21 protein-coding genes are annotated in these 23,628 nt (G+C 59.4%); 9 read left to right on the top strand and 12 right to left on the bottom strand.

What is annotated here, in order from left to right; translation table 11 throughout:
- Nucleotides 1-9: 9 nt before the first annotated feature.
- A complete protein-coding gene (locus I6E56_RS03070; protein WP_197135959.1) occupies nucleotides 10-1,380 on the bottom strand; it encodes a sensor histidine kinase in 1,371 nt (456 codons plus the stop codon).
- A 264-nt stretch (nucleotides 1,381-1,644) separates the two neighbouring features.
- Between I6E56_RS03070 and I6E56_RS03075 the strand changes: the two genes are divergently transcribed.
- The gene (locus I6E56_RS03075; RefSeq protein WP_197135960.1) at nucleotides 1,645-2,133 is read left to right on the top strand and encodes a Dps family protein; all 489 of its coding nucleotides are present in this window, start codon (nucleotides 1,645-1,647) and stop codon (nucleotides 2,131-2,133) included.
- Between the two features lie 53 nt (nucleotides 2,134-2,186).
- On the opposite strand, the gene I6E56_RS03080 is transcribed toward I6E56_RS03075, so the two are convergent.
- The 3 genes from I6E56_RS03080 to I6E56_RS03090 all read right to left on the bottom strand — a co-directional run bounded on the left by I6E56_RS03080 (nucleotide 2,187) and on the right by I6E56_RS03090 (nucleotide 5,301).
- Nucleotides 2,187-3,674: an amidohydrolase gene (locus I6E56_RS03080; RefSeq protein ID WP_197135961.1), complete on the bottom strand. Its 1,488-nt coding sequence runs from the start codon at nucleotides 3,672-3,674 to the stop codon at nucleotides 2,187-2,189.
- A 71-nt stretch (nucleotides 3,675-3,745) separates the two neighbouring features.
- A complete protein-coding gene (locus tag I6E56_RS03085; protein ID WP_197135962.1) occupies nucleotides 3,746-4,813 on the bottom strand; it encodes an Fpg/Nei family DNA glycosylase in 1,068 nt (355 codons plus the stop codon).
- The gene (locus tag I6E56_RS03090) at nucleotides 4,813-5,301 is read right to left on the bottom strand and encodes a ribose-5-phosphate isomerase (RefSeq protein WP_197135963.1); all 489 of its coding nucleotides are present in this window, start codon (nucleotides 5,299-5,301) and stop codon (nucleotides 4,813-4,815) included. The genes I6E56_RS03085 and I6E56_RS03090 overlap by 1 nt, the downstream gene beginning before the upstream one ends.
- 106 nt (nucleotides 5,302-5,407) lie before the next feature.
- Between I6E56_RS03090 and pepN the strand changes: the two genes are divergently transcribed.
- The 4 genes from pepN to I6E56_RS03110 all read left to right on the top strand — a co-directional run bounded on the left by pepN (nucleotide 5,408) and on the right by I6E56_RS03110 (nucleotide 10,081).
- A complete protein-coding gene (pepN, locus tag I6E56_RS03095; RefSeq protein WP_197135964.1) occupies nucleotides 5,408-7,948 on the top strand; it encodes an aminopeptidase N in 2,541 nt (846 codons plus the stop codon).
- A 77-nt stretch (nucleotides 7,949-8,025) separates the two neighbouring features.
- Nucleotides 8,026-9,027 (top strand): mechanosensitive ion channel family protein, encoded by a 1,002-nt coding sequence (locus I6E56_RS03100; RefSeq protein WP_197135966.1) that lies wholly within the window; start codon nucleotides 8,026-8,028, stop codon nucleotides 9,025-9,027.
- A gap of 161 nt (nucleotides 9,028-9,188) precedes the next feature.
- A complete protein-coding gene (locus I6E56_RS03105; RefSeq protein ID WP_100389287.1) occupies nucleotides 9,189-9,560 on the top strand; it encodes a globin in 372 nt (123 codons plus the stop codon).
- Between the two features lie 128 nt (nucleotides 9,561-9,688).
- A complete protein-coding gene (locus I6E56_RS03110) occupies nucleotides 9,689-10,081 on the top strand; it encodes a hypothetical protein (RefSeq protein WP_197135970.1) in 393 nt (130 codons plus the stop codon).
- Between the two features lie 61 nt (nucleotides 10,082-10,142).
- Here the strand turns inward: I6E56_RS03110 and I6E56_RS03115 are convergent, their stop codons facing one another.
- The 3 genes from I6E56_RS03115 to I6E56_RS03125 all read right to left on the bottom strand — a co-directional run bounded on the left by I6E56_RS03115 (nucleotide 10,143) and on the right by I6E56_RS03125 (nucleotide 12,950).
- Nucleotides 10,143-10,520, bottom strand: coding sequence for a GntR family transcriptional regulator (locus tag I6E56_RS03115; protein WP_197135972.1), 378 nt, complete (start codon nucleotides 10,518-10,520; stop codon nucleotides 10,143-10,145).
- Nucleotides 10,520-11,491, bottom strand: a complete 972-nt coding sequence (locus tag I6E56_RS03120) for a hypothetical protein (protein ID WP_197135973.1) — start codon at nucleotides 11,489-11,491, stop codon at nucleotides 10,520-10,522. Before I6E56_RS03120 ends, I6E56_RS03115 begins: the two co-directional genes overlap by 1 nt.
- Nucleotides 11,492-11,645: 154 nt before the next feature.
- Nucleotides 11,646-12,950: a Fic family protein gene (locus I6E56_RS03125; RefSeq protein ID WP_197135974.1), complete on the bottom strand. Its 1,305-nt coding sequence runs from the start codon at nucleotides 12,948-12,950 to the stop codon at nucleotides 11,646-11,648.
- 97 nt (nucleotides 12,951-13,047) lie between these two features.
- On the opposite strand from I6E56_RS03125, the gene I6E56_RS03130 reads away from it, so the two are divergent.
- Nucleotides 13,048-13,350, top strand: a complete 303-nt coding sequence (locus I6E56_RS03130) for a thioredoxin family protein (RefSeq protein WP_197135975.1) — start codon at nucleotides 13,048-13,050, stop codon at nucleotides 13,348-13,350.
- Nucleotides 13,343-14,698, top strand: a complete 1,356-nt coding sequence (locus I6E56_RS03135) for an NAD(P)/FAD-dependent oxidoreductase (protein ID WP_197135976.1) — start codon at nucleotides 13,343-13,345, stop codon at nucleotides 14,696-14,698. Before I6E56_RS03130 ends, I6E56_RS03135 begins: the two co-directional genes overlap by 8 nt.
- Before the next feature lie 401 nt (nucleotides 14,699-15,099).
- On the opposite strand, the gene I6E56_RS03140 is transcribed toward I6E56_RS03135, so the two are convergent.
- The 4 genes from I6E56_RS03140 to I6E56_RS15390 all read right to left on the bottom strand — a co-directional run bounded on the left by I6E56_RS03140 (nucleotide 15,100) and on the right by I6E56_RS15390 (nucleotide 18,115).
- Nucleotides 15,100-16,104, bottom strand: coding sequence for a hypothetical protein (locus I6E56_RS03140; protein ID WP_197135977.1), 1,005 nt, complete (start codon nucleotides 16,102-16,104; stop codon nucleotides 15,100-15,102).
- A complete protein-coding gene (locus I6E56_RS03145; protein WP_197135978.1) occupies nucleotides 16,104-16,649 on the bottom strand; it encodes a hypothetical protein in 546 nt (181 codons plus the stop codon). Before I6E56_RS03145 ends, I6E56_RS03140 begins: the two co-directional genes overlap by 1 nt.
- A 116-nt stretch (nucleotides 16,650-16,765) precedes the next feature.
- Nucleotides 16,766-17,230 (bottom strand): hypothetical protein, encoded by a 465-nt coding sequence (locus tag I6E56_RS03150; protein ID WP_197135980.1) that lies wholly within the window; start codon nucleotides 17,228-17,230, stop codon nucleotides 16,766-16,768.
- A 42-nt stretch (nucleotides 17,231-17,272) separates the two neighbouring features.
- Complete coding sequence (locus I6E56_RS15390; protein WP_374061309.1) at nucleotides 17,273-18,115, bottom strand: CoA ester lyase; 843 nt, start codon at nucleotides 18,113-18,115, stop codon at nucleotides 17,273-17,275.
- A 130-nt stretch (nucleotides 18,116-18,245) separates the two neighbouring features.
- On the opposite strand from I6E56_RS15390, the gene I6E56_RS03160 reads away from it, so the two are divergent.
- Entirely contained in the window at nucleotides 18,246-19,832 is a 1,587-nt protein-coding gene (locus I6E56_RS03160; protein ID WP_231606222.1) for an exonuclease domain-containing protein, read from the top strand.
- Nucleotides 19,833-20,129: 297 nt separating this feature from the next.
- Here I6E56_RS03160 and I6E56_RS03165 read toward each other — a convergent pair whose 3' ends face one another.
- Nucleotides 20,130-21,938: a hypothetical protein gene (locus I6E56_RS03165; RefSeq protein WP_197135984.1), complete on the bottom strand. Its 1,809-nt coding sequence runs from the start codon at nucleotides 21,936-21,938 to the stop codon at nucleotides 20,130-20,132.
- A gap of 345 nt (nucleotides 21,939-22,283) precedes the next feature.
- Between I6E56_RS03165 and I6E56_RS03170 the strand changes: the two genes are divergently transcribed.
- Nucleotides 22,284-23,504, top strand: coding sequence for a Shedu immune nuclease family protein (locus I6E56_RS03170; RefSeq protein WP_197135986.1), 1,221 nt, complete (start codon nucleotides 22,284-22,286; stop codon nucleotides 23,502-23,504).
- Nucleotides 23,505-23,628: the final 124 nt, after the last annotated feature.

Below are 23,628 nucleotides of genomic sequence, written 5' to 3' on the forward strand. Positions count from 1 at the left end.
CGCTTAAGACTAGAGGTCAACGGGCGCCCGATCCGCACTCAGTTTGGGCAAAGGCAGCCGCGCCGCTACCGTCGTTGGCCCGCCAGCGGGGCTCTCGATCTCAAGGCGTCCGCCGACACCGCGAACACGTTCTTCGATGCCAGCAAGACCGTGGTCGGCGAGCACCGCGGCACCGCCCTGGCCGTCATCCGTGACCTGAACGAGGAGCCAGGGACGGCCATCCGATTGCTCGGTGAGAAGCCGAACGGAGGCATGGCCAGCGTGAGCGTGCTTGGCGACGTTGGTGAGCAATTCAGCGACAACGAAATACGACGCACGCTCGACTTCGCCTGGAAGAACGAGCGGGGTCGGAAGCTCGGAGGTGAGCGTCGTTGGCACGGCTGCGCGCGCGGCTACTGATTCAAGGGCTGCCACAAGGCCACGGTCGAGCAAAAGTGGCGGTGCGAACCCGCGTGACAGAGCCCGCAGTTCTTCGAGTGCTTCAGCCGACTGCGCTTGGGCTTCCGTGAGCAACTGGCGAGCCTTGTCTGGATTGGTGTCGAGCTGGCGTTCAGCAGCCGCGAGATCCATCTGCAACCGCACGAGACGCTGCTGGGGGCCGTCGTGGATGTCACGCTCCAGCCGGCGAAGCGAGTGACCTTCTGCCGAGAGGGCAGCGCCACGCGACTCTTCGAGGGACTGCACTTCGCGGCGAAGACCATCCGACTTGAAGGCGGTGAGGGTTCCGCGGGCAAGCCACCACTGGGTCAGAACGAGGCCGCGAGTGACGAACGGGAGGGTGGCGATGAAGATGAGGCCGATGACGAACGCAACGATGTTGTCGGCAATTACAGGGTTCCAACCGGCAGTGTTGACCCCGAAGAGGCCGAAGGACCACTCGCCGATCGACCAGTCGGGGTCGCCCGTCTGCACTTCACCATCGAGGGCCCACGCGAAGATTCCGGTAAGTCCGACGGTGAGCCACACGAAAGAGATCGTCCACGTGATGATCGTGAGAGTGAAGCCAAGAATTGTGGTGTGCAGCAGGTACAGCCAGTAGTGGGCGTTGCCGAGCGTCGCAGCGAGCCAGCCGCCGAAACCTGTAGCGGCTCGGTCGTCTTGCCAATCCGGGCGCTCTAGCCGGGCCCGGCCAGTCCATTCCAGAAGGTTGACGTGCGCGAGCCCGAACCCGCGCCCGACGTACAACGCCAGAATCATGACAAAGAAGCCGATGAGGAAGACAGCGAGCGTGCCGATGCCGGTGGCGACGAGGGAGATTGTCACGCCGAATCCGGTCATCGCAATCGGAAAACCGACAATGAGGTACAGCACCTCTTTTGGCGTGGTGCGCCACAGTTGCCAATACGGGTTTCGGGGCTTCGTCACGGTGTCTGTAGTCATGGGTCTCTCGCTTTAGTCTCGCGCATTCGCGGGGCGGATGTTCGTCTCCTACAGAATCGCGAAATCGAGGCACACTCCCCAGCGTGGATGCACACAGACCGGCAGTGGGGATATCCCCCGTGAGCGTGCTCTGCGTTGCGGGCCGGCATCCATTAGGCGCTGCCGGAAACCCCGCTTCGCGGCGGGTTAGCGTTGCCTCAGCTTGCTTGTGAAATTTTTGAGGCTGCGTAGCGTTGTCTTTGTAGAACAACGAAGGAGCACACAATGACCGAAATTAAAGCAGTTCCGCAGACCTCAGCAGACCCTGATGTCACCTCGGGTGTTGCCCAGTTCCTCGGCCCGGTTGTCACCGACCTCACGGCCCTGTCGATTGACGGCAAGCAGGCTCACTGGCACGTTCGCGGTGCGAACTTCCAAGCCATCCATGAACTTCTCGACACCATCGTCGACCACGCCCGCGACTGGGCTGACACTGCTGCAGAGCGTGTTGTCGCCCTCGGACTCCCGATCGACGCTCGCACTCAGACCGTCGGCGCTAAGGCAACGACCCCGAGCATGACCGCCGGCTTCCAGCAGGCCGACGACGTTATCGCTGAAGTCATCGCTGCGATCGATGCCACTCTCGTGACCGTCCGCACCGCCGTTGATGAGCTCGGTGAGCTCGACAAGGTCAGCGAAGACGTCGCCATTGAGATCGCTCGTGGGCTGGAGAAGGACCGTTGGTTCCTCTTCGCTCACCTCGCCACCAAGTAACTTCTCTGGCGGTCGCTTCGCCTGCGACTAGTTGCGCCTACGATTCGTCGTAGTTACAACTGGTTGTGCGTGAAGCGCCCGGCTAGGATTGTCGCGTCAACCCGCATCGCCCGCAGTTCTTCACCGCTGCAGTCGAGCGGGTTTTTGCGTGTCACGACAATGTCGGCCACTTCGCCGACGGCGATGGTCGACTGGGCTGACGCCGTGAGGGCTTCGGCCACAGTGATGCGCTGTTCGGGATACCACGGCTCCCGCCCATCGCGGCTGCGACTCACAGCCGACGCGATCGCTGCCCACGGGTCAAGCGGGGCGACGGGAGCATCCGAGCCCATCAGCAGTTCGATGCCAGCATCGAGCATGGAGCGCAACGCAATCGTGCGGTGGTTGCGTCCGGGCCAGAGAGCGTCCGCTACATCTCGGTCATCCATGGCGTGTTCGGGCTGCACGCTTGCGGCAATTCCGAGAGCCGCGAAGCGAGGCAGGTCCGACTCAGAAAGTGACTGGGCGTGCTCGATGCGGCCACGGCATCCGACAATCTCGAACGCATTGAGGGCAAGAGTGTTCGCGTCATCACCGATGGCGTGCACGGCGGGCGACAATCCTGCGCCACTGGCAGTGCGGATCCACTCGATGAGTTCATCGGCGGGGATGTTGAGCACTCCCCTGTTGTGTGGTTCGCCCGGGTAGTGCTCGACGCAGTACGCGGTGCGCGTGTTGAGCGATCCGTCGGTGATGATCTTGAACGGGCCCACTTCGAGCAGCGGTGCCAGCTGTTGACCGGTGGTGAGGCCTTCGAAGATGGCGCGTTCGAGAAAGCGCGGGTAGACGCCGACGCGCACCCGAAACAGGTCGAACCCTTCGAGCATGCGGCGCTGCCAGTTCTCGAACTCCCACGTCATTTCGAGGTCGACAATGCCAACGACGCCGCGGGATGCCGCTTCCGCAGCCCCGTCACGGATCCAACCGTCAAGAATGTCGGGTTCCACTCGGCTGAGCGCGCTTCCGACAGCGAAGGCTTCTTCTTCGCGCAGAAACCCGGTGGGGTGGTCGTAAAAACCGAAGCGTTCGAGGGCGAGGCTGTTGAGCCAGCAGGAGTGCAGGTCGCCGCTGACGAGCACGACGGCGATGTCGGAGACGGCGGAATCGAGCAGTTCGCGGGTGGGTTGGTCGGGCCAGAGGGCGTCGCGGAATCCTTGACCGACGATGATGCCGTCGGACTCAGGAAGAACTGACGTGGCAAGGGTGACGGCAACTTCGGTAGCCGAGGTCGTGTGACTGAGGTCGAGGCGCTGCGACTGCTGCGCCCACATGCTGGAGTGCACGTGCTGGTCCCAGAGGCCGGGCATGATCCAGCGGCCGTCGAGATCGATGGTGTCGCGGTTGAGGTCCTGGTCGGTAGCGCCGCTATCTGCAGCATCGTCGGCAGCGGCATCCGCCGAGCGCGTGTGGGGCTCGATAGCGGAGATGCGCCCCTCGGTGAGGGTGACATCGACCAGGGCGGAGGCATCGTTGCCGACGATGCGCGCGTTAGTCAGTTTCACTCGGTAAAGCCCTTGTCATTTCTGCGGCCAGTTCTGAGCTAGCGTACGCGCAGTTAGAGCGGTGACGCACGTTAGCTACCCAGCGGTGCTTGGCAGCTGGGGCACCAGTACAGTTTGCGGGCCGAAGCAAGTTCCATCGCAATGTTCGTGCCACACACGCGGCACGGCAGCCCTTCGCGGTGGTACACCCAGTGGCGGTCATCCCGGCTCGCGAGCGCGGCCGTGTAGTCGTCGCCAGTGAGCCCATCCATCGTCATCATTTGACCGGTGCGCACCCCGATCTCGAGCAGGTGCGCCCAGTCGCGCCAGAGCTCGCGCAGCAACTCTTCAGGGATTAGCTTGCCCGGCGTATGCGGATCGAGCCGTGCGCGGAACAAAATCTCGGCGCGGTAGACGTTTCCGATGCCGCTGACGACCGACTGATCCATCAGCAGCACGCCTATCGGTGTCTGCTTCTTGCGAACGGTCGCCACGAAACGTTCTTCGCCTTCGCCATTGTCGTCGACGAGCGGGTCGGGACCGAGCTTGTTGAGGGCGACCTGAACTTCGTCGGGGTTCAGCACTTCGCATGCGGTTGGCCCGCGCAAGTCGGCACAGGTCATGTCGGTCAGGAGGCGAACGCGCACGGCGCCGATGGGCTCGGGTGGAAACTCTGCGACGGTGTCGGTCGCTTTTTCTTGCTCCGACATCCGCAAGCGGGTGCGTCGTGGGGCGCCGATGCTCGCGAGCGAGTCTTCGTGCTCCCCCACCACTGAGTTGCCCGCACCAGCCGCAGCGCTGCTCATCTCGACAACGCCAGCGGCATCCGCGCCGTCAACAGCAGTGCCATCCACAACAGTGCCGTGCTGGTTGGTCTGCCCCATGCGACCGGCAGCGGATGCCGTAGTCGCGTCGGCGGTGAAGTTGCCCGCGAAATCCCAGGCTCCGTAGAGCCCGAGGTGCACGCGCAGCCAGCGGTCGTGCTCGAATTCGAGGAACATCTGCTTGCCCACGGCTTTGGCGCTGAGCATCCGCAGACCATCGAGGCGTTCGGCTCCCGCAGCAAAGCGACCTTGCGGTGAGGACACTGCGACGGTTTTGCCGACGAAGTGCAGCGCGAACTGGCGCGCAATGCGATGTACGGAATGCCCCTCAGGCATTACTGCTCGAAGGGGTGCGCGGCGATGGCGCCTGTCGTCTCGTACTCGGCAAGCTGAGCGATGCGGCGAGCGTGGCGTTCGTCGCCCGAGAAAGGTTCCGCGATGAAGAGGTCGATGAAACGGGTGGCTTCGTCGACGGTGTGCTGGCGGGCGCCAATAGAGATGACGTTGGCGTCGTTGTGCTGGCGAGCGAGAACGGCGGTCGAGTCGTTCCACACGAGGGCGGCGCGGATGCCCGTGACCTTGTTAGCGGCGATCTGCTCACCGTTGCCCGAGCCACCGAAGACAACACCGAGGGCTTCGACGCCGGCGGTCTGGTCGGCGGCAACACCGAGCGCTGCGGCAATGCAGAAGCCGGGGTAATCGTCGAGAGCGTCGTACTTAACGGGGCCGTGATCAATCACGTCGTGGCCTGCATCGGTGAGGTGCTGCTGCAGAGTGGCGCTGAACTCGAGGCCAGCGTGATCGGTGGCGATATGGATGCGCATTTATCCAGTCTACGGTCGCATTCGAGCGGTAGTGCTGACATTGAGGAGGCGCGGCATAAGCTAGTTGGGTGCGGTCACAAACCGCCCCAACACGAAGGAGTTGTACGTGCCCGGAGAGAACCTCACCCGAGTTGAAGCGCAAGAACGCAAAGCGATTGTCAACGTAGACAGCTATGAGATTGCGCTTGACCTCACAACGGGTCCTGAGACGTTTAAGAGCAGCACGACTGTTCGCTTTACTGCCACTGCTGGCGCATCCACTTTCATTGATTCGATCACCCGCACGGTTGACTCGGTCACGCTCAACGGCACCGCACTTGATGTTGCTGCCGTGAACGATGGTGTGCGCATCCAGCTCGACAACCTTGCGGAGAACAACGTTCTTGAGGTTGTGGCGGATGCCGAATACACCAACACCGGTGAGGGTCTGCACCGCTTCGTTGACCCGGTTGACGAAGAGGTGTACCTCTACTCGCAGTTCGAGGTGCCGGATTCGCGTCGCGTCTTCGCTGTGTTCGAGCAGCCTGACCTCAAGGCGACCTTCCAGTTCACGGTGACCGCGCCGGCACGCTGGGCCATGATCAGCAATTCGCCCACGCCCGAGCCTGTGGTGGATGGCGAAAATGCCACGTGGGAGTTCCCACCCACTCAGATCATGGCGAGCTACATCACCGCGATCGTGGCGGGCCCGTATGTCGAGGTTCGCGACGAGCTCACCTCGAGCGATGGCCGCGTCATCCCCCTCGGCATCTTCACGCGTGCTTCGCTGAGCGAGTACCTCGATGCTGACTACATTTTCGAGAAGACCAAGCAGGGCTTCGAGTACTTCGAGAAGCACTTCCAGTACCCGTACCCCTTCCCCAAGTACGACCAGCTGTTCGTGCCCGAGTTCAACGCGGGTGCCATGGAGAACGCGGGCGCTGTCACGTTCACCGAGACCTACGTGTTCCGCTCGAAGGTGACCGACGCCATCAAGGAACGTCGCGTTGTCACGATCTTGCACGAACTGGCTCACATGTGGTTCGGCGACCTCGTCACCATGAAGTGGTGGAACGACCTGTGGCTCAACGAATCGTTCGCCGAGTGGGCTTCCACCATCGCGACCGCTGAAGCTACCGAGTGGACCGAAGCGTGGACCACCTTCGCGGCCATGGAGAAGAGCTGGGCCTACAAGCAGGATCAGCTTCCGTCGACTCACCCCGTCTACGCCTCGATCAACGACCTCGATGATGTTCTCGTCAACTTCGACGGCATCACCTACGCCAAGGGCGGCTCGATTCTCAAGCAGCTCGTTGCCTGGGTCGGCCTCGAAGCATTCATGGCCGGCGTTGCGGCGTACTTCAAGAAGCACGCCTACGGCAACTCCGAGCTCAAGGATCTGCTCGTTGAACTGGAGAAGACCAGTGGCCGCGAGCTCATGGAGTGGAGCAAGCTGTGGCTTGAGACCGCTGGCGTGAACACGCTGCGTCCGGATGTTGTGACCGCCGAAGACGGAACCGTCGAAAGCTTCGCAATCGTTCAGACCGCAGCCGACGATTACCCCACGATTCGCCCGCACCGTCTCGCTATCGGTTACTACTCGCTGGAGGACGGCAAGCTTGTTCGCCACCACCGCATCGAGATCGATGTCGAGGGTGAGCGCACCGAGGTTCCTGAGCTCGTGGGCACGAAGCGCCCCGACCTCATCCTGATCAACGATGACGACCTCGCCTACGCAAAGATCCGTCTCGATGACGCATCGTTGGCTGTGGCCATGGAGCACCTCTCGGACATCACTAACCCGCTGGCTCGCGCCATCGTGTGGGGTGCCGCGTGGGATGCTGCTCGTGATTCTGAGACTCCGGCCAGCGATTATGTTGCCCTGGTTCTCGGCAACATTGCTTCGGAGACCGAGTCGACCACCATCCGCACCACGCTCGCGCAGCTGGTTCTGGTTGCTAAGCAGTACGTTGCTCCTGAGCGTCGTGCGGCCACGGTTGAGAAGATCGGCGACACGCTCTGGGCTCTCGATCAGAGCGCTGAGGCTGGATCGGATGCTCAGTTCCAGTTCGTGAAGTACTTCGCGAATGTGGCCTCCACCGAACAGCACGTCACGGTGCTTCGCGCTCTGCTCAGCGGTTCGACCACGCTTGAGGGTCTCGAGATTGACACTGACTTGAGCTGGGAGTTGCTGGAGGGCCTCGTGCTCAACGGTGCTGCCGGCGATGCTGAAGTGGATGAGGCTCTCGCCAACGACAAGACGGCAAACGGCCAGCAGGCTGCGGCTCGGGTACGCGCAACGATTCCGACCGAAGCGGGCAAGCAGGCTGCGTTTGATTCACTCGTGAAGAGCGACAAGGCGCCGAACGCGATCGTGCGCAACGTGACCATGGGCTACACCCACGTGAACGACCCCGCTGTGCTGGAAGCTTTCGTGGCTCCGTACTTCGAGGCGATCAACGATGTGTGGAACAACCGCAGCTACGCGATTGCCGAGACGGTTCTGCGTGGCCTCTACCCGGCACCGCTGGCAAACCAGGGACTCGTGGATGCCACGAACGCCTGGCTCGAGGCGAACCCCGATGTTCCGGCCCTGCGCCGCATCATCGTGGAAAACCTTGCGGGTGTTGAGCGCGCGCTGGTAGTTCAGGCTCGCGACAACTCCTAACCCCTTTCAGCCGCCTCACGGCGGGCATGCTGGGGCCTAGCGGTGACTACACAGAAGTCACTCGCTAGGCTCCGAGCATGGAAGATTTCACTCTGGGCGGCTTGCGCGACAGCGTTGCTGCCTTTTTTGAGGCATGGCCGGTCATTAAGAATCTCGTCTCGGCTGTCGTCATCATCGTGGTGGCGTGGTTTGTGCGCCTCGTTCTGCTGTTCATTATCAAGCGTGTCGTCGACCGCGTTGTGAACGGCGTGAAGCACAAAGAGAACATTCACGACACTCAAGTTCTGCTGACCTCTCCCCTCGCCGCAGTACGTGTGGTGCAGCGCACCCGCACTCTTGGTGGGGTGCTCTCGAGCCTCGTGTCGGTCGTCATCGTCATCGTCGTGCTGCTGTTGCTCTTCGATCTCTTCGCCCCCAACGCCACTGGCGCCTTCGCTCTCATCACGGCGGCGACCGGTGCTGGTCTCGGTTTCGGCGCCCAAAACGTGGTCAAGGACGTGCTGAACGGTCTCTTTATGGTGGCCGAGGATCAGTTGGGCGTTGGCGACATTGTTGACCTCGGGCCGGCGGTGGGTGTCGTGGAGTCGGTCGACATCCGCACCACCCAGGTGCGCGATGTGAACGGAACCCTGTGGTTTGTGCGCAACGGCGAGATCACCCGCGTGGGCAACATGTCGCAGGGGTGGGCGCGCGTGATTATCGATCTTGCTGTGCCGTATGACTCTGATGTGGATGCCGTACAGGAGCAGATTTTGAAGACGGCAGTCGACCTGTCGAAGACTCCCAAGTGGACTACCCGTATCTTGGAGGTGCCCGAGATTTGGGGCATCGAGTCCATTTCGGATGAAGCCGTGGTTGTTCGTTTGGTGGTGAAGACGGCATCCGCCACTAAGGATGATGTTGCTCGCGAGTTGCGGGCGCGCTTGAAGAAGTCTCTCGATGAGATGGGTGTCAAACTTCCCGCATTGAACTCGATCGTGTTGAGTGGGTTCGATGGTGCTGCGAGCGTTCGTGGTGCGCGTCCGCCGCGCACGCGTCCGGTGCCGCTGAACTTTGGCGAGGAGAAGCCCAAGAAATGACTGAAGCTGAGAACGTGACCGGGTCTGAAAACACGGCAGAGCCCACTGATAGCGCCGCGCCGACAAGCGATGCTGCTGCGACGAATGCTGCCGCCACGAAGCTGCCGAAAATTCGCCTGATTGCGAAGCCGGCGGTGACTCCAGATGCTCCGGCCGATTCGATGTGGGAACTCATCGGCGGTCGCGACACGTTCGAGAAGCTCGTGCGCGAGTTCTATGTTGGCGTCGCGACGGACGAGGTTCTGTTGCCGATGTACCCGGAGCAGCCCGACCTGGAGGGTGCCATCCAGCGCCTGACGGGCTTCTTGGAACAGTATTGGGGCGGCCCGAACACGTACAGCCAGGAACGTGGACACCCCCGCCTGCGCATGCGCCACATGCCCTTCAAGGTGAACCCGGATGCCCGTGACCGCTGGTTACATCACATGCGCAACGCCCTCGACACCCTCGAGCTACCGCCGCTCTACGATGCCGAAATCTGGGCATACCTCGACCGTGCCGCGCACGCCATGGTCAACACGTTTGAAGATTAGCCACAGGCATATCGCTCACGGCCGATGGCGGTGAGCGCAATACTCTGTTTGTGGGGTCGTTATGTGCGCGGCACGCGACGACGTTCGGTCTTCACAGCATAGGTGAGAGAATCTCTAAATTCAAGTCGATGCGCTCGCTGTCGGTGACCGGTCTCGTCATCATGTGCGAACTCGATGAGCCTGTTCCAGAGAACACCGGGCCGCACATGAGCATGAAGATGACCCAGTATTTACGTCTCTCCGACGATTCGATGATCCGCCTCGATATGGATCGTGGGGTGACTGGCTTTCATCATGGCCGCCGCGACGTCGTGTCGCGGAAACAGCCCGCAGCCGACGTGATCAATGAAGTTCTCGCTCTAGTGCGCGATGATGACCGCGAGAATCCCGACTCCTTCCCATGGGAAGCGTATGCCGAGGCCGCACAGCTCCGAGGCATCTCGGTTGATGCCGACGCTCTGCGCGATCTTCCGCACACGGTGCTGCTGTCAGATGAGCTCACTGAGATTTACGAATTCTGAGCGTGGCTGTGGCGCTCACCAGCACGCCTCCGTCATCGTCCGGACTACCTGTGGACGCCGTTCACGGGGCGTCCACTTCTTTGTTCCAGATGACGCGGAGCACGCTGATCACGTCGGCCAAGTCGGAACCTGCCTCTTCCGCTTCGGCGGTGAGATCACGAATGCGACGAACAACGGATGCCGGCAGCACCGCTGCTGTCTCCGAGACTCGCGTGCCTGCCGCGGTGCGCGTGACGACGAGTTGGTCGCGCTCGAGAAATTTGTAGGCTTTTGCCGCTGTGCCGGGAGCAACCCCGAAATCGTTCGCGGTTTGGCGCACGGTGGGCAGGCGTTCTCCGGAACCGAGCTGGCCTGAGGTAATTAGCCCGCGAAATTGCCGGTAGATTTCCTGCGCAGGGCTGCCCTCATCGGCGGGCACTGCGCCAGCCTGCTCGCTCATCACACTACCTCGGCAATTACGGCGTTCTCGCTCGGTTGCCGACGCGGGTGAGCCCGAAGCAGCCGACGCGCGGAAATAAGGAGGAGCACAAACGCCGCGACTTCGAGCAACGGCGCTACCCACCCTGCGGCAGCAGCGAGGTTGGCGTAATGCCACGTCATTTCATAGGGCTCACTGTGAGGGTCGCCATTGATCGTGAGCCCCCAGGGACCTCTGGCATTGCTGATCAGCCGGAAGGCGCCGCCTAACGCGAGCAGCATCGCCGCGGTCGAGATGCTGGTGATGCCAGCCGCAATCTGTCCACGTGCACGTCGCTCCATGCCGGTGTTCTCTGGCATCCGAAAGGGGCGTAGGGCATTCGCACGAAGCGTCAACCACGCCATGATGGCGAGTGCGCCAACGCAGATGATGACCGGGATGCCGTAGGCCCATCCGTAGAACCAGAAGCGCAACGGATCGATCGTTGTGTTCGCTGCGACCAGCTCGATGTAGATGTATCGTCCGCGATCGTCCGGCGACGATGCTGCCCCCGCTGCGAGGGTTGTTGCGACGAATGCCGCGACGAGCGCGCCGGCGCCAATGATGCCTGCACGAGGGCCGAAGCTCAGCCAGGTTCGGCGGGCCGTTGCCACGACCGGACGCGCGGGAGCAACGGTTTTGCGCGAAGCGATCTGGAACAGCACTACCGCGAGAATAAGCACCGCGGTGAGCAGAGGCGTCGCGTAACGCCACCAGTCGACGGTATCTGACAAGTTGAGCAGAAAGCCGCGCACCACGAATTCAACGGCGAACATGCCAATTACGGCGATCGCGCCGATGCCGAGCGTTCGGCGCTCGACCTCATATTCCGCCGGGATGGCGACGGCGGAATCTGAGCGGGAGCCTGACTGACCTCCAGCGTTTTTTAGCCGACCGAGCAGGACGAACGCCCCGATGACAAAGACCGCGAGGATTAGAGAAAATAGCGGCACTGATAGCGCCCACCCGAAAATCTCAAAAAAGTTGCGTGAATCAAATCTGTCCCAGAACACGATGCCCACTTCCCGTTGCGTGTTGTTGTGCCACTAAACTAGTACAACTTGTAGCAAAAAGGTAGCACAAAGAGTTCCGGGGTGACGCTCGACTTCACGCTCGGGTCGCGCGAGGTGTCGGGTTCGCTCGCAGCAACCCGGTCTGCGTGGGGTCTGGCGCGTCGGGTCCGCGGCGCGGGCGTTGGTGTTCGGTGTCTCCGCCTCCGACTCGGTTGCTGCGTTCGGTGAGCGCGACGAGCGCGAGGTGTCGGTCGGCAGTCCAACAAATCAACTTGCCTTTGTGGTCCTTGTTGCGGCCGAGGATGCCAGCCTCCGCGAGCTGTACGAGTGCTCGGTGTGCTGCGGCGAGAGAAACTTGGTGCCGCGCAGCCACCGTTTCTATCGTGAGCACGGGTTCCGTAGCCAACGCGTCGAGGATCCGCAGGATGACGGCATCGCGGCGGGGTGTCGCGGGTGAGACACCTTCGACTTGTCGATACCTGACGAGCGTGTCTCGGATTTCATTATCGAGCGCGGCGATGTCATCGGAGAGTCGCACTGCGTTTGCCGCGGCAAGCTCGGCCGCGTTAGCGAATGCGATGATCCAGTCATCCACTCGGGGTGGGTCTTGTCGGAATGCGGTGAGCCCGGCTATGTAGTCGTTGACGTCGCCGGCAAAGACCGTGCTGATGGGGATGAGGGTGTTTCTGAGAGCATCCGTGCGGCGAAGGACAGTGTGGATGAGGGCACGCCCGGTTCGGCCGTTGCCGTCAATAAAGGGGTGAATGGTTTCGAATTGCGCATGGGCGATCGCCGCGCGCACGACAGGGTTGCCGTGTGTTGCGGTCACGAAACGGCTGAGATCATCGACGAGCCGTCGCACTTCAGATTCCGGCGGGGGCACGAAGTCGGCGCGAAGCGGACTCCAGCCGGATCCGCCGACCCAGTTTTGCTCGGTGCGCAATCCCGCGTCTAGCCCGGGTTCAATCACGTGCTGTAGATGTTCGATGTCAGCCGTCGTGACGGGGCGCTCCCGGTCGGCTAGGGAGTCGATTGCTTCCTCGGTGGCACGGACGTTGCCCACAACATCCAAGGCGACACGGGTGCCGTGCTGGAGCAATTCGGCGATCGCGAGTTTCTTGGGGGTGACCCGGTTGCCTTCGATCCAGGATGAGGAGATGCTTTCGGAGCGGATCAGCAGGTGGTTGAGGTACCCACCGCGAGCACCGATTCTCTCGTCGGCGCGGGCGAGAACCGCGAGCGCATCTTCTGCCGCTTGCTGCGCTTCGTGGCCGATAGGGGGAAGCTGCTCCCCCAGTTCGTCGGGCACGTAGGCACGGTAGTGGCCCGGCGCTCGGTCTTTGCGACTGAGGTGGGCGGCATCGTGTGGATTCCAGAGCAGGTCGATGTAAAAGGCCATGAGAACTGCTCCTAACGTGGGTGACTGGTGTGCTAAATCAACTTTAGCCCCTCTAAAGGTGATATTGGATGTTTGTTCTCTCGTTTACGGTGAAGGTATGGAAATCACGCTGCAATACTTCGAGGGCTGCCCCAACTGGAAGGTTGCCGATCAGCACATCACCGAACTCGTACAAGAGTTCCCGGAGATCACGGTGTCGCGACACCTGGTCGACACGGTCGAAGAAGCTGAGCGCGTGGGGTTCCGCGGGTCGCCGAGCATCCTCTTCGATGGTGTGGATCCCTTTGCCCAGCCGGATGCCCCGGTCGGGCTTGCCTGCCGCCGCTACATCACCCCGGATGGCTTTGCCGGCGCACCCACCGTTGACCAGCTGCGAGAGAAGTTGAACAGCCATGAGTGACAACAACTATGACTTGCTCGTAATCGGCGCCGGAATGGCTGGCATTGCCGCCGCGAAGAAGACGGCGTCACGCGGGTGGCACGTCGGAATCGTGGATGCACTCCCCTATGGCGGCACGTGTGCGCTTCGTGGATGCGACCCCAAGAAGATCCTTCGGCGTGCGGCAGAGATCGTCGATTCTGCCCGCCTCTTCGCGGACAAGGGAATCAACGCGGATGACCTGAGCGTCAACTGGGCCGACCTCATGCAGCACAAGCACGGCTTCACCGATCCGGTGCCCGAGAGCATGGAGAAGAGCCTCAAGGCGGCCGGTGTTGACACCCTGCACGGCATCGCGACGTTCATCGATACCAACCACATCGAGATCGACGGCACGAAGTTTCAGGCGAACAAGTTCTTGATCGCTACCGGTGCGGTGCCCCGCGAGCTGGACTTTCCCGGCCACGAACACCTCATCGACAGCACCGGCTTTCTCAACCTCCCCGAGCTTCCGCGACGGATTGCGTTCATTGGCGGCGGCTTCGTATCGTTCGAGTTTGCGCACATCGCTGCCCGCGCGGGAAGCACCCCGGTAGTAATCGACCGCGGCCGCATCCCGCTGAAGGGTTTTGACCCCGACCTCGTTGAACTCTTGCTCAAGCGTGGCGAGAGCGCTGGCCTCGCGGTGCAGCGCGAAACGACCATTACGAGCGTCGAGAAGCTCGCCCAAGGTTTCCGCGTCACGACCCAACAGGGTGGCACGGAGTCCACGATGGATGTTGACCTCGTCGTGCACGGTGCCGGGCGCACCGCAGACCTCAGTCGCCTGAATCTCGAAGCGGCCAATGTCGCCTTCGGGCCTCGCGGCATCCAGGTTTCGGAGCACCTTCAGAGCACCACCAATCCGGATGTTTATGCGGCTGGCGATGCTGCAGATACCCCTGGGATGCCGCTGACACCGGTAGCGGTGTTCGAGGCGAAGATCGCGGCATCCAACATGTTGAAGCCAAATTCGGCGACACCGGATTACAGCGCCATTCCCACTGCGGTGTTCACCATTCCGGAGCTCGTTAGAGTCGGCATGCTCGAGCACGAGGCCAAGGAGAGCGGACTCGACGTTGACGTGCGCTTCACCGACACGAGCGGATGGTTCTCCAACTACCGCATTGGTGAAACGACTGGCGCGACAAAGATTCTGGTCGACAAGAGCACCGACCGCATCATCGGCGCCCACCTCCTCGGCCACGACTATGCCGAACTCGCCAATACGATCGCTCTCGCCATGAAGAACGGCCTCACCACCCGCCAAATCAAGTCGACAACCGCCGCCTACCCGACGACCGGGTCGGATCTTGGGTCGATGGTTTGAGGCGGTGCGGGGTTCGGAGTAGCCCGACCTTGAGAGTGCCATCGAACACCTAACCAGCCTCTTGAAACAGCTTTCGGGTGCGCGAATACCTGCGGCCAGTAGCGCAAACACGCTGCCTGCCATGCGTCATATGTCTTTTCAAGTGAACCCGAATGCGCGTGGCGGCTGGGTTTAGCGCACGTAGGCAACCTTCAACATGCTCGAATTACCGTCGCTCCACGATGCTGAAATCTGGGTGCGCTTAGACCGGGCTGCGCAGGCCATGGTTAGCGCATCTGAGCTAATCGCTATGGGGATTCCTACCTCGCGCAAAGCGGGCTAGAATTGAGGTTAGCGCTCAAGAATTGTGGATCCGCAAGCTCAGGAATGAGTTTTGAGAGCTGCAATTGGAGCATAGCGAGCTACGGGGCTATCGCGGGCACAGCCGCAACTGCTGAGTACCGAATTTCGAGTTTCAATCTTGCTTGGGTGCGATAAGCAAGCCGTCTCGAAGTCGTCCAGTCGGTGTCAGCACGGTAGAAAGCGATCAATCTTGGAAGATGAACGTAAGCCAAATCATAGACGGCTTGAAGGGACTCATTTTGTACGCCCGCTTTTACTGCGTAATGCGTACCACTCAGAAGTAAAGTGAAAGAGCCATCAGCCCACAAAGTGAGAGAAATTTTCGCCGGGATCGACGGGATACGAATCGTGAACCGGATAGGGCCGAGGTCGTGCCCATCAGCGACTGCAGTGAGAAAGTTGGCTCTGTCGCCATCGATCTCGTCTCTCAACAAGTTTTGGCGGGCTCGATTGTCGCGGGTCTCAATACCAGTGATTGAAGCAATAGTTAGGTTCGCATCAACCACTGGGTTGGTCGTTCGGCGTTCAACCATCCACAAGAAGAAATCGCTACCACCAACGTGAATCGCCGACTGCGTTATGGAATCAAATTCAGAGGATGGATCGATGGACAGCATAGCGTTCAACACCGAGGCAATCGGTGGGTTTAGCTCGCTTTCGGTCCGGGTCGATGCGAGCACCAAGTAGTCGTTGGAAGAGTTTTCTTCACTGAAAACAAAATCGACGGCTTCGAGACGATGGGTCTCGAACAGCGTGGGCGAGATACCGGCGGCAGCTAGAACCGCTTCGCGTGAAGCGTCGTGCACCCAGTGGTAGTAGCGAGCAATTAGCCGTTCTGGGTGCGCACCGTCTTGCGGGTATATGTGCGGGTGTGCAAGATTGCTCGGCGAACCGCCAATAACGCCAATCCCAGCGTCGGTCTCGTCGAAGATTGCCCAGCCGGGTGAGAGCGACGCCACAACCGGAGGATTGTTACCCAACTGCGCACAGATTTGGTTAAGGGTCGCCGAGGTCGTGGCTCGCATCGGTGTGATGCTGACTCGGCCTGTACTAATGGTTGCCACTACACGCTCCGGAACTTCGCTATCTTCACTTCTGAATTGACCCTCAACACCTTGGCAGAGAAACGATGGCGGAAGCCGGAACTTGAGCATTTGTAAATCGTGTCGATTGTTAGTCCATTCAGCCCCGGAGCTGCGGTCTCAAACCTTACTTCCGCCCACGTCCACAAGCTCTTAGGGCGCGTGGTGTTCGCAAGTTCCAAGTCGAATCCGTTTCCGTCATTGGGCCGAGCGCGCATTCGTTCGGTTTTCGGATCGCGCGGTGCCCGATCGACTACGACTTTGGCGGGCGAAGAGGGAAAACGAACGGAAATAACAGCATCGGAATCGATCAGTGAAAGCACCATGAACCTCGTCAGGTAGCTCCCGCCGGTCAACGTCGCCTGAACTGAGTAGCGCAAACTTGTAGGCATGTCGGCCTGAATTTCAAAAAGAGGAGTCGGATCTTGTTCCAATCGCCACACAAGCTCCATGACGGGCCGCCCGAAAATCAGGATGCTGATGAACTCGACGAGCAACGCGGACGCTATCGCGAGGCCTGCGAGCACAGCCCAAGCGGGAGCTTCAGGGAAAATTTCTGTTGCCCGAGGCTCGCAGAAAACTGTCACAAATACTGCGACTGCGAGCTGTGCAGCATGAATTAGCGCTGCCTTCAATACAGGGCTCATGCGAACTGGAGCTGCTTCCAAGCTGAGGACAGGAAATCTGTGGCAAGCGAAGGCAAATCCGACTCGATCACCCCCAGACGCCGGACGGTGAGCGAATGCATATCTGGCGAGGTGAGCACAAGACCTGCCACGAAGTGCCCCGGATATTCACGAGAGAATATGGTTGCGGCATAGTTAGCGCCGGACGCGAGATTGCCGATGAGGCTCGCTGAGACTAGCTCAGCGGCGCGTTCTTCAAGCGGCGCTCCATGACGGCCCACAACCGCGAATTCGTCTACGAGGTACCCAACGGACTTCGCAAATGCCGCGATGTAAATCAGGTCGTCAGAACCCAAGCGTGGCACATAAATACCCGATGCCGAGTTTTCGAAAGAAAGCGGAGGTGCTGAGCCTTCGTTCGAAATCGCTTCAAAGACAGGCTCTTCCGACCGGCGCCTGCGCACGATCACTTGATTCACCATCTGCTCATCCTCCAACACGCAGTCGAAATCAGCTATCTATATCTAGAGTTTTCCCCATAAAGGGGGTCTATCTCCCACCACTGCTCGTAGCCTCGCTGTCTCCACAAAGAGCCGACTTCTCGCGCCTGAAGAAGCGGAAGCTGTTTTACAAGCATCCTGCCTCGTGCAGCCGACTTTCTTGCCATTCGACTTCGCGAGTCGTCCTTTGTCGAGCGAGTCTACAGTCAGCTGAAGGGCCGAACTTATTCGGGTCTTGGGGCCGCGTGAGCCACCTATGTGACCGCAATGACGAATTCGTTCGCGGGCTAGTCGATCCATCTGCGCGGGAAATGAAACTGCCGCGAATGGCTGCCCCTCGCGCAACCCCGCCCGCGCGACCACACACTCCGCGTGCCTCAGGATGGGGCCGTCGACCGTGCGACCCTCGAAGCTGAAGACTCCGGGCTGCGATTCCGCGGCGGCGAGACGTGCTCGTGCTGACGCGATTTGCTCGACCGTGGGCGCATAACTTTCGCGCACGATAGCGACCTGAGAGGGATGACTGCAGGCCGTGGCCGTGAACCCGAGAGCAGCGGCATCCCGAGCCTCCGCACCGAGACCCTCAACGTCTGCGATGTCGAGATGCACCGCATTAATCAGAGCCTTCGAATAGGCTCCCGCCGCCAGCAGGACCGACGAGCACGCATGCAACGCGACACCACGGTAGGGGCCGGAATTCTCGCGGGACGACGAGCCGCCGAGCGACGCCACCACATCTTCGGCACCCCACATGAGGGCAACCACGCAATCCAGCGCCGCCAGACTTGTCGCCGCGAGCACACCCCGCGCCGTCTCGCACAGAGCAATCACGTCGAGCTCTGTGAGCGCATCGAAGGCGCGACGCACCAACTCCTAGATGCTGAAAACCGCTCAACGATGTCATAGAGTCGAGACAGCGGCACCGTTGCGTTCGTCCGCGAACGGGTAAAAATCTCTGTGCCACACATCTGGTGGAAACTCTCTCAAAGTAGGTTTGATGCTCGATTTCACTGCGATTGATTTTGAAACGGCTAATTCGTTTCGCGGCTCTCCCTGCTCGGTTGGGCTTATTAAAGTCCGTGACGGGCGGGTAGTCGATACGCAACACTGGTTGATCCACCCGCCTGAAGGCGCTGATTGGTTCGATGCCTGGAACACAGCGATTCACGGGATCACCGCCGAGATGGTAGCTGACGCCCCTAGATGGAGAGAAACGCTTCCGGGGATAGTCAATTTCATCGGTGACGACGTGGTTGTCGCTCACAACGCAGCCTTTGACCTCGGGGTTATCCGCTACGCGTGCGAAGTAGACGGAATCGAATGGCCCGAAACTCAATTCCTTTGTAGCCTCGTCATGGCTCGCCGGGCCCTGGCGTTGCCCTCGTACCGACTCCCCTTTGTAACCGCGGCGCTGGGTTTCGAGTTGGAGAACCACCATGATGCCCTCTCGGATGCGATGGGTGTGGTCGAGATTATAGGTCGACTCGCGACGCGACAAGAATCCCCCGACATTTCTAGCCTCGCTGCGAGCGTAGGCGTTCGTGTAGGTCATTTATCTACCGGCGGCTACCGCGGTTGCGTGGCCGACCACGCTGGCGACCGCGGCTTTTCCCCTATCGAAGTAAATGTGGACGCCGACCCAAGCGGCTACCTCTACGGCCGAGTTGTGGTTTTCACAGGGGCCCTGATCTCAATGACCCGTGATGCGGCTCGGCAGGAATGCGCTAAAGCCGGCGCAATCCCCGAACAGAACACCACAAAACGGACAAACGTCCTCGTGGTCGGAGATATCAACGTAGCGTCCTTACGCCCAGGATCGAACGTAACGGGCAAAGCACGGAAGGCTTTCGAGTTGCAAGACAAGGGGCAGGAGATTGAGGTGATGACCGAGGATGATTTCCTTCGCTGCCTCGACGGAAACCGACTCGATGGCGCGGAGGTGATTCTCAACGCGAGCGAGCCCCGAAGCGCGGACGGCGAGTCACACACACCGCCATCCGGTTCAATTAGAAGTCGGGGCGTTGGCACCACTGAGCGGCAACCGCTACAGCGACCAAAGCCGGTATCACCTCCGAAACCTCTGCGTCGAAACCCGGTGCCAACCGAACAAGTTTGCTCGGTTGAGGGCTGCGAATCGACAGCAGCATTCAAGACTCGAAAGAAACCGACATGGTGTGTATCCCATGTCGAGGAGATTCAACTCGTTGGCGGACTCCGTCCTTTGGAGACTTTCACTCATCCCGACGACTGGCAGCTCACTGAGTGCCTCACGTGCGCTGTTCAGGCGCACTACCGGTTCAATTACACTCTGGAAAAGAACAGCTGGAATGAGCGAACCTGCCGCGCTTGTTACTGGCGATATTGGGCTATTGAGGCGCGAGGGAACTCGTCATACCTAACACCCACGTCGTTTAGCGAAGCCGAGTCACACCTCGACGACAATGGATTCGACTATTTGGGGCCGCTAACTGCACCGTCACTTCGCGACGATCCACACCTCACGAAATGTCGTCGCTGCGGAAAGATCAGCGCCCAGAGACTTGGGGACAGCAGCTTTGGGTGCACGTGCATATCCAAACCTTGATCGCTAAGGCGTGGAGTTGGGGTGCTCCATCTTCGAAAGTTGGCAGACCAACTAGGCTATTTGTCTGGTTGTCGACGGCTTGTGTTCTGAGAAGCGCCCGGTCTTTGTTTGGGCGCACAACGCCGACAGCATCTTCCGCGGCCCCAACGCCAGCAACAGCTCTACGCTTTTCCGCTTAGATGAACTCGACCGCTGACGGTTTGTCGTTGTCACCGGTCGCTCCTGTCGAGGGAAACAGCCAGCCTGCGGTCAAAAGACCCCGTACGATATGCCCTGGTCGCGTCGAGAGTACGTTGCTCAGGAAAGGGCGAACAGTGTCCAAATTGGCCAGCTGCGAATCTGCGCCAGATCAGCTTCTGTAAAGCTCTCTAGCGCGAGATCTAGCTCTTCGTAATCCTCTAACAAGATCGAAAGGCATGCTTCTCGAAGTTTTGCGTTATCGGCACTACTCTGCTGCTCTGTGCGTCGATAGGTTCGGATGTCACGTTTATCCTGCGCCGATAATCTGCCCCGACGCCGAGCTATCTGCCACAAATTAATCTTGTAGACCAAAGTGTCTTCGCCACACGCGACCGTCCATTCGCAGAGCGTGTTAGCTCCGTCTAGTAGGTAGTCACGGCGAGCCCCCTCGACCGAGTCCGCAGCGGCTATCAGATCGAGCGTCTTTTGATTAGCAGTGCTAATAGCCCCCTGACGATCTTCCAACATCTCATATGACCGCACGATGCCGTTCAGACGAAGGTTCATTGTGTTGGCCAAGTCTTCGCCGTTCATCGGCTCGTAGACAGTCCCCCACTCGGCTTCCTCGACCGCGCTATCACCGACTGAACTGTAAATGCGAAGCTTCGCCCGCATTCCGGGGTCAAACGGGTCAATGATCCGCTTATGGCCTTCGGTCGAGCCGTTCGTGACGAGTGTGACGATCTTGAATTTTCCGATTGGAAAATCGTAGCGACCGATGCCGTCCGAGGTCGCTTCCACCTCTTCGCCCCGAACAATAGCTTTGTGGAGCGTGAGCAAGGTGCGTTTGTCGTCGGCCGTGAGCTCCAGAGCATCAATATAGGTGTCGTCTAGCCCGAAGGCGTCGAAGAGCTCCATCAACCGAGCTATCTTGTCGCGGAGTATTTCAGGCTGCCCCTTAAGTTCATCCGTGGCGCTAAATAATGCCTGAGCGACCCCGTCAATGACGAGAGGCATTCCACGTCGCGCTGCAAGGAAAAAGTCCAAATCTTTCAACTGGCTTCTTACACTTCCCTCGAGATTGAGAGCGATACTCGTTTCCAATGAGTGGTTCGCTCCACCGATGAAGTTGAGAGCCAGTCCCTTAGAGAACTGAATACAGCCTGTATTCTCGTCAGAAAACTGGATCATCGGGTCAAGGTATTCGATTTCTCCACAGCTAATTGCAACTTCAAGTCCTTGGGATGCGTAACTCCCGGGATAGACCGTGAGATCGATATCTACGGGGAGGCTAAGCCCTCCGGCTGTATGAGCAGTTACCGCAAAATCATTCTGCTCCAAATTGAGAACCGTAGGCCGGTCAGCGTTTATACCGTCCACCGAATAAATAGTGAGGCTCTGCATCTGCTCAAGAAGATTGCCGTCGAAGCCTGACGTCTTGCCTTGATTGCGACCTTCTAACGCATATCCCACAATTGTTTGAATCTTCGAGGCATCTTGGGGGAATCTTTTGAATGGTATGGAGAACGACTTCTGATCGAGGCCTTTTCCGTTCAATATTCTGTCGATCTTGTACGGCGCGAGCACAGCGTAGAACACAGTGCGCTTCGTCCCGTCCGGTAGCATCGAAACGTAAAAATAGATGCCGCCGCCGTCGTCTCGAAGGAACCGCAGCACTTCGTAATTCACCGGGAATTTTATGCTGTCTCTTCGCTGCTTGATCTTCTTATCAGTCGCCCTGCCCTTGACCTGGATTGGCACGCGTCCTACAAGAGTGGAATTGCTCTTCTTCTCACTGCTATGAACGTCAATGTGCCCATCGGTCACGGGCGTCCGATCATTCGACGCGATGTAATCAGACAACTTCGGGCAGCGGCCTATGAGGTCAGTTACCGCGTTGACAGCAAGTTGTTCGATGTTAGCCACGGAATCATTCTTGCCTAAGGCAGAAGCAATTGCAGTTAGCGTTCGACCCAACTTTTCCAGAGGACGCCGATCGCAATCATGTTGATTTCTAGCGCCAAGCGTGTTCGCGAGACCGATACGAGCGCGAGGAGCTACTCAGTTTTGCTTAATCACTGTGTCCAGATGCAACCGCCTCGCAGAAGGCGATACCCGACGATGCCACAAGAACGAACACATCGTTCTTAGCATGAAGGAAAGCCCTCCCCTTGGTACCTCAGCGACCACCCCCGAAGTGGTCTAAGTAGCTGAATGACCAACTCGATATCCTGAAAGCGAATGCAACTTACGTTTAGAAAAGAAGGCCCCATGCCCACCGAGTCGGATTTTGAATCAGCTTCTGATTCCCCTTTCATCGAAGCAGGTTTTGCGCAATCGCGGATCCCCGGCCGCACTTACGTCTCGAAGAGCTTTGAAAATGGCAATCCACACTCGAAAGATTTCGGGAAACCTAGTCGCTTCGTTTACGAAGTCTTTGACGATGACGGTGCTGCTTCGACCCTAATCCGAACTGGCGAAGAATGGACGGTAGAGGCGGGCGAGAGCTCTCGAACCCAAATCAAGATTCTTATCTCCCGGGAGGCCGGACAGCTTGTCGATCTCTGGATTCAACGCGTGCCAGCAGCGGGCGTTATCGGCCCTGTAAAAGAGGTGCTCAGGGTGCGGCGCGACGATGCAATCCGGATGGCCGAGTTCTTTCGTCGGCTGATGCTAGTTGAACCCGCTGGTGCGTCCGAGGGGACTCGTATCGACGACGAGATGCTGACACAATTGATCAACGATCCGGCCTCAATTCAGCGGGTCTATAATTCTGGATCCGACCAGCTTCGAATGATGGTTGCGTCCGATGCAAACGCGCGCGACATAGTTGCGCTGGAAGGGCGCAGAAGCGCCCTGACAGAATTTCGTAAGTTGCTCGCCGACGATTCCTATTTCGATGCTCTAGCTCAAGGACAGGTGGGGAAAGAAGCCGTCTGGCAGCGATTCTTTGAATCAAACCTATGGGTTCTCGGCATCGGGCTTGGGGCACAGCTCTTCACATCTTGGTCAGACTCAAAGTTGGAACAAGTAGTTGCAGGGTACTCAATTGCTGCGGTTGGAAAGCGTGCAGATGCGCTTCTTCAAACTAATGGACTCATCAAATCTTTGGTCTTTGCAGAGATCAAACACCATCGCACCCAGCTCTTAGCCAGACCTGAATACCGCTCTGGTGTATGGCCTCCGTCTAAGGAGCTTGCTGGCGGAGTTTCTCAATCTCAAGTAACCGTCCATCGAGCGGTCGAACAGATCGGGAGCCGATTGCGCAAAAGCGATGAGAATGGGTTTGAGACTGACGAGGTTTCGTATTTGGTGAGACCTCGGGCCTTTTTGATCGCGGGCAGGCTTGGTGAGTTCACGAACGAACAGGGCGGTCATAATTCAGAACAGATCACGTCCTTTGAGCTGTACCGTCGAAATCTCCACGAGCCAGAAATCATCACCTTCGACGAGCTATTAGCCCGAGCGGAATGGATCGTAGAAAATTCATGATCCTCGGATCCGTCTATTTGCCCCCGTAAGAATCGAGGTGCTGTCGGGGGTCAAGGCACTCAAGGATCGCGCTCTATCGAGGGCGCTAGGTTGAAAGCGATTGTCGCTCAGCGGCTTTGCGAGC

Origin of the sequence: Salinibacterium sp. NK8237 (genome assembly GCF_015864955.1) — a bacterium.
Classification (GTDB): Bacteria; Actinomycetota; Actinomycetes; order Actinomycetales; family Microbacteriaceae; genus Rhodoglobus.

Bases quoted from the DNA above. Each gene is read 5' to 3' on its own strand.
- I6E56_RS03070 (WP_197135959.1), bottom strand. From the start codon at position 1,380: ATGACTACAGACACCGTGACGAAGCCCCGAAACCCGTATTGGCAACTG.
- I6E56_RS03075 (WP_197135960.1), top strand. From the start codon at position 1,645: ATGACCGAAATTAAAGCAGTTCCGCAGACCTCAGCAGACCCTGATGTC.
- I6E56_RS03085 (WP_197135962.1), bottom strand. From the start codon at position 4,813: ATGCCTGAGGGGCATTCCGTACATCGCATTGCGCGCCAGTTCGCGCTG.
- I6E56_RS03090 (WP_197135963.1), bottom strand. From the start codon at position 5,301: ATGCGCATCCATATCGCCACCGATCACGCTGGCCTCGAGTTCAGCGCC.
- I6E56_RS03100 (WP_197135966.1), top strand. From the start codon at position 8,026: ATGGAAGATTTCACTCTGGGCGGCTTGCGCGACAGCGTTGCTGCCTTT.
- I6E56_RS03105 (WP_100389287.1), top strand. From the start codon at position 9,189: ATGTGGGAACTCATCGGCGGTCGCGACACGTTCGAGAAGCTCGTGCGC.
- I6E56_RS03110 (WP_197135970.1), top strand. From the start codon at position 9,689: ATGCGCTCGCTGTCGGTGACCGGTCTCGTCATCATGTGCGAACTCGAT.
- I6E56_RS03115 (WP_197135972.1), bottom strand. From the start codon at position 10,520: ATGAGCGAGCAGGCTGGCGCAGTGCCCGCCGATGAGGGCAGCCCTGCG.
- I6E56_RS03125 (WP_197135974.1), bottom strand. From the start codon at position 12,950: ATGGCCTTTTACATCGACCTGCTCTGGAATCCACACGATGCCGCCCAC.
- I6E56_RS03130 (WP_197135975.1), top strand. From the start codon at position 13,048: ATGGAAATCACGCTGCAATACTTCGAGGGCTGCCCCAACTGGAAGGTT.
- I6E56_RS03135 (WP_197135976.1), top strand. From the start codon at position 13,343: ATGAGTGACAACAACTATGACTTGCTCGTAATCGGCGCCGGAATGGCT.
- I6E56_RS03150 (WP_197135980.1), bottom strand. From the start codon at position 17,230: ATGGTGAATCAAGTGATCGTGCGCAGGCGCCGGTCGGAAGAGCCTGTC.
- I6E56_RS03160 (WP_231606222.1), top strand. From the start codon at position 18,246: ATGCTCGATTTCACTGCGATTGATTTTGAAACGGCTAATTCGTTTCGC.
- I6E56_RS03170 (WP_197135986.1), top strand. From the start codon at position 22,284: ATGCCCACCGAGTCGGATTTTGAATCAGCTTCTGATTCCCCTTTCATC.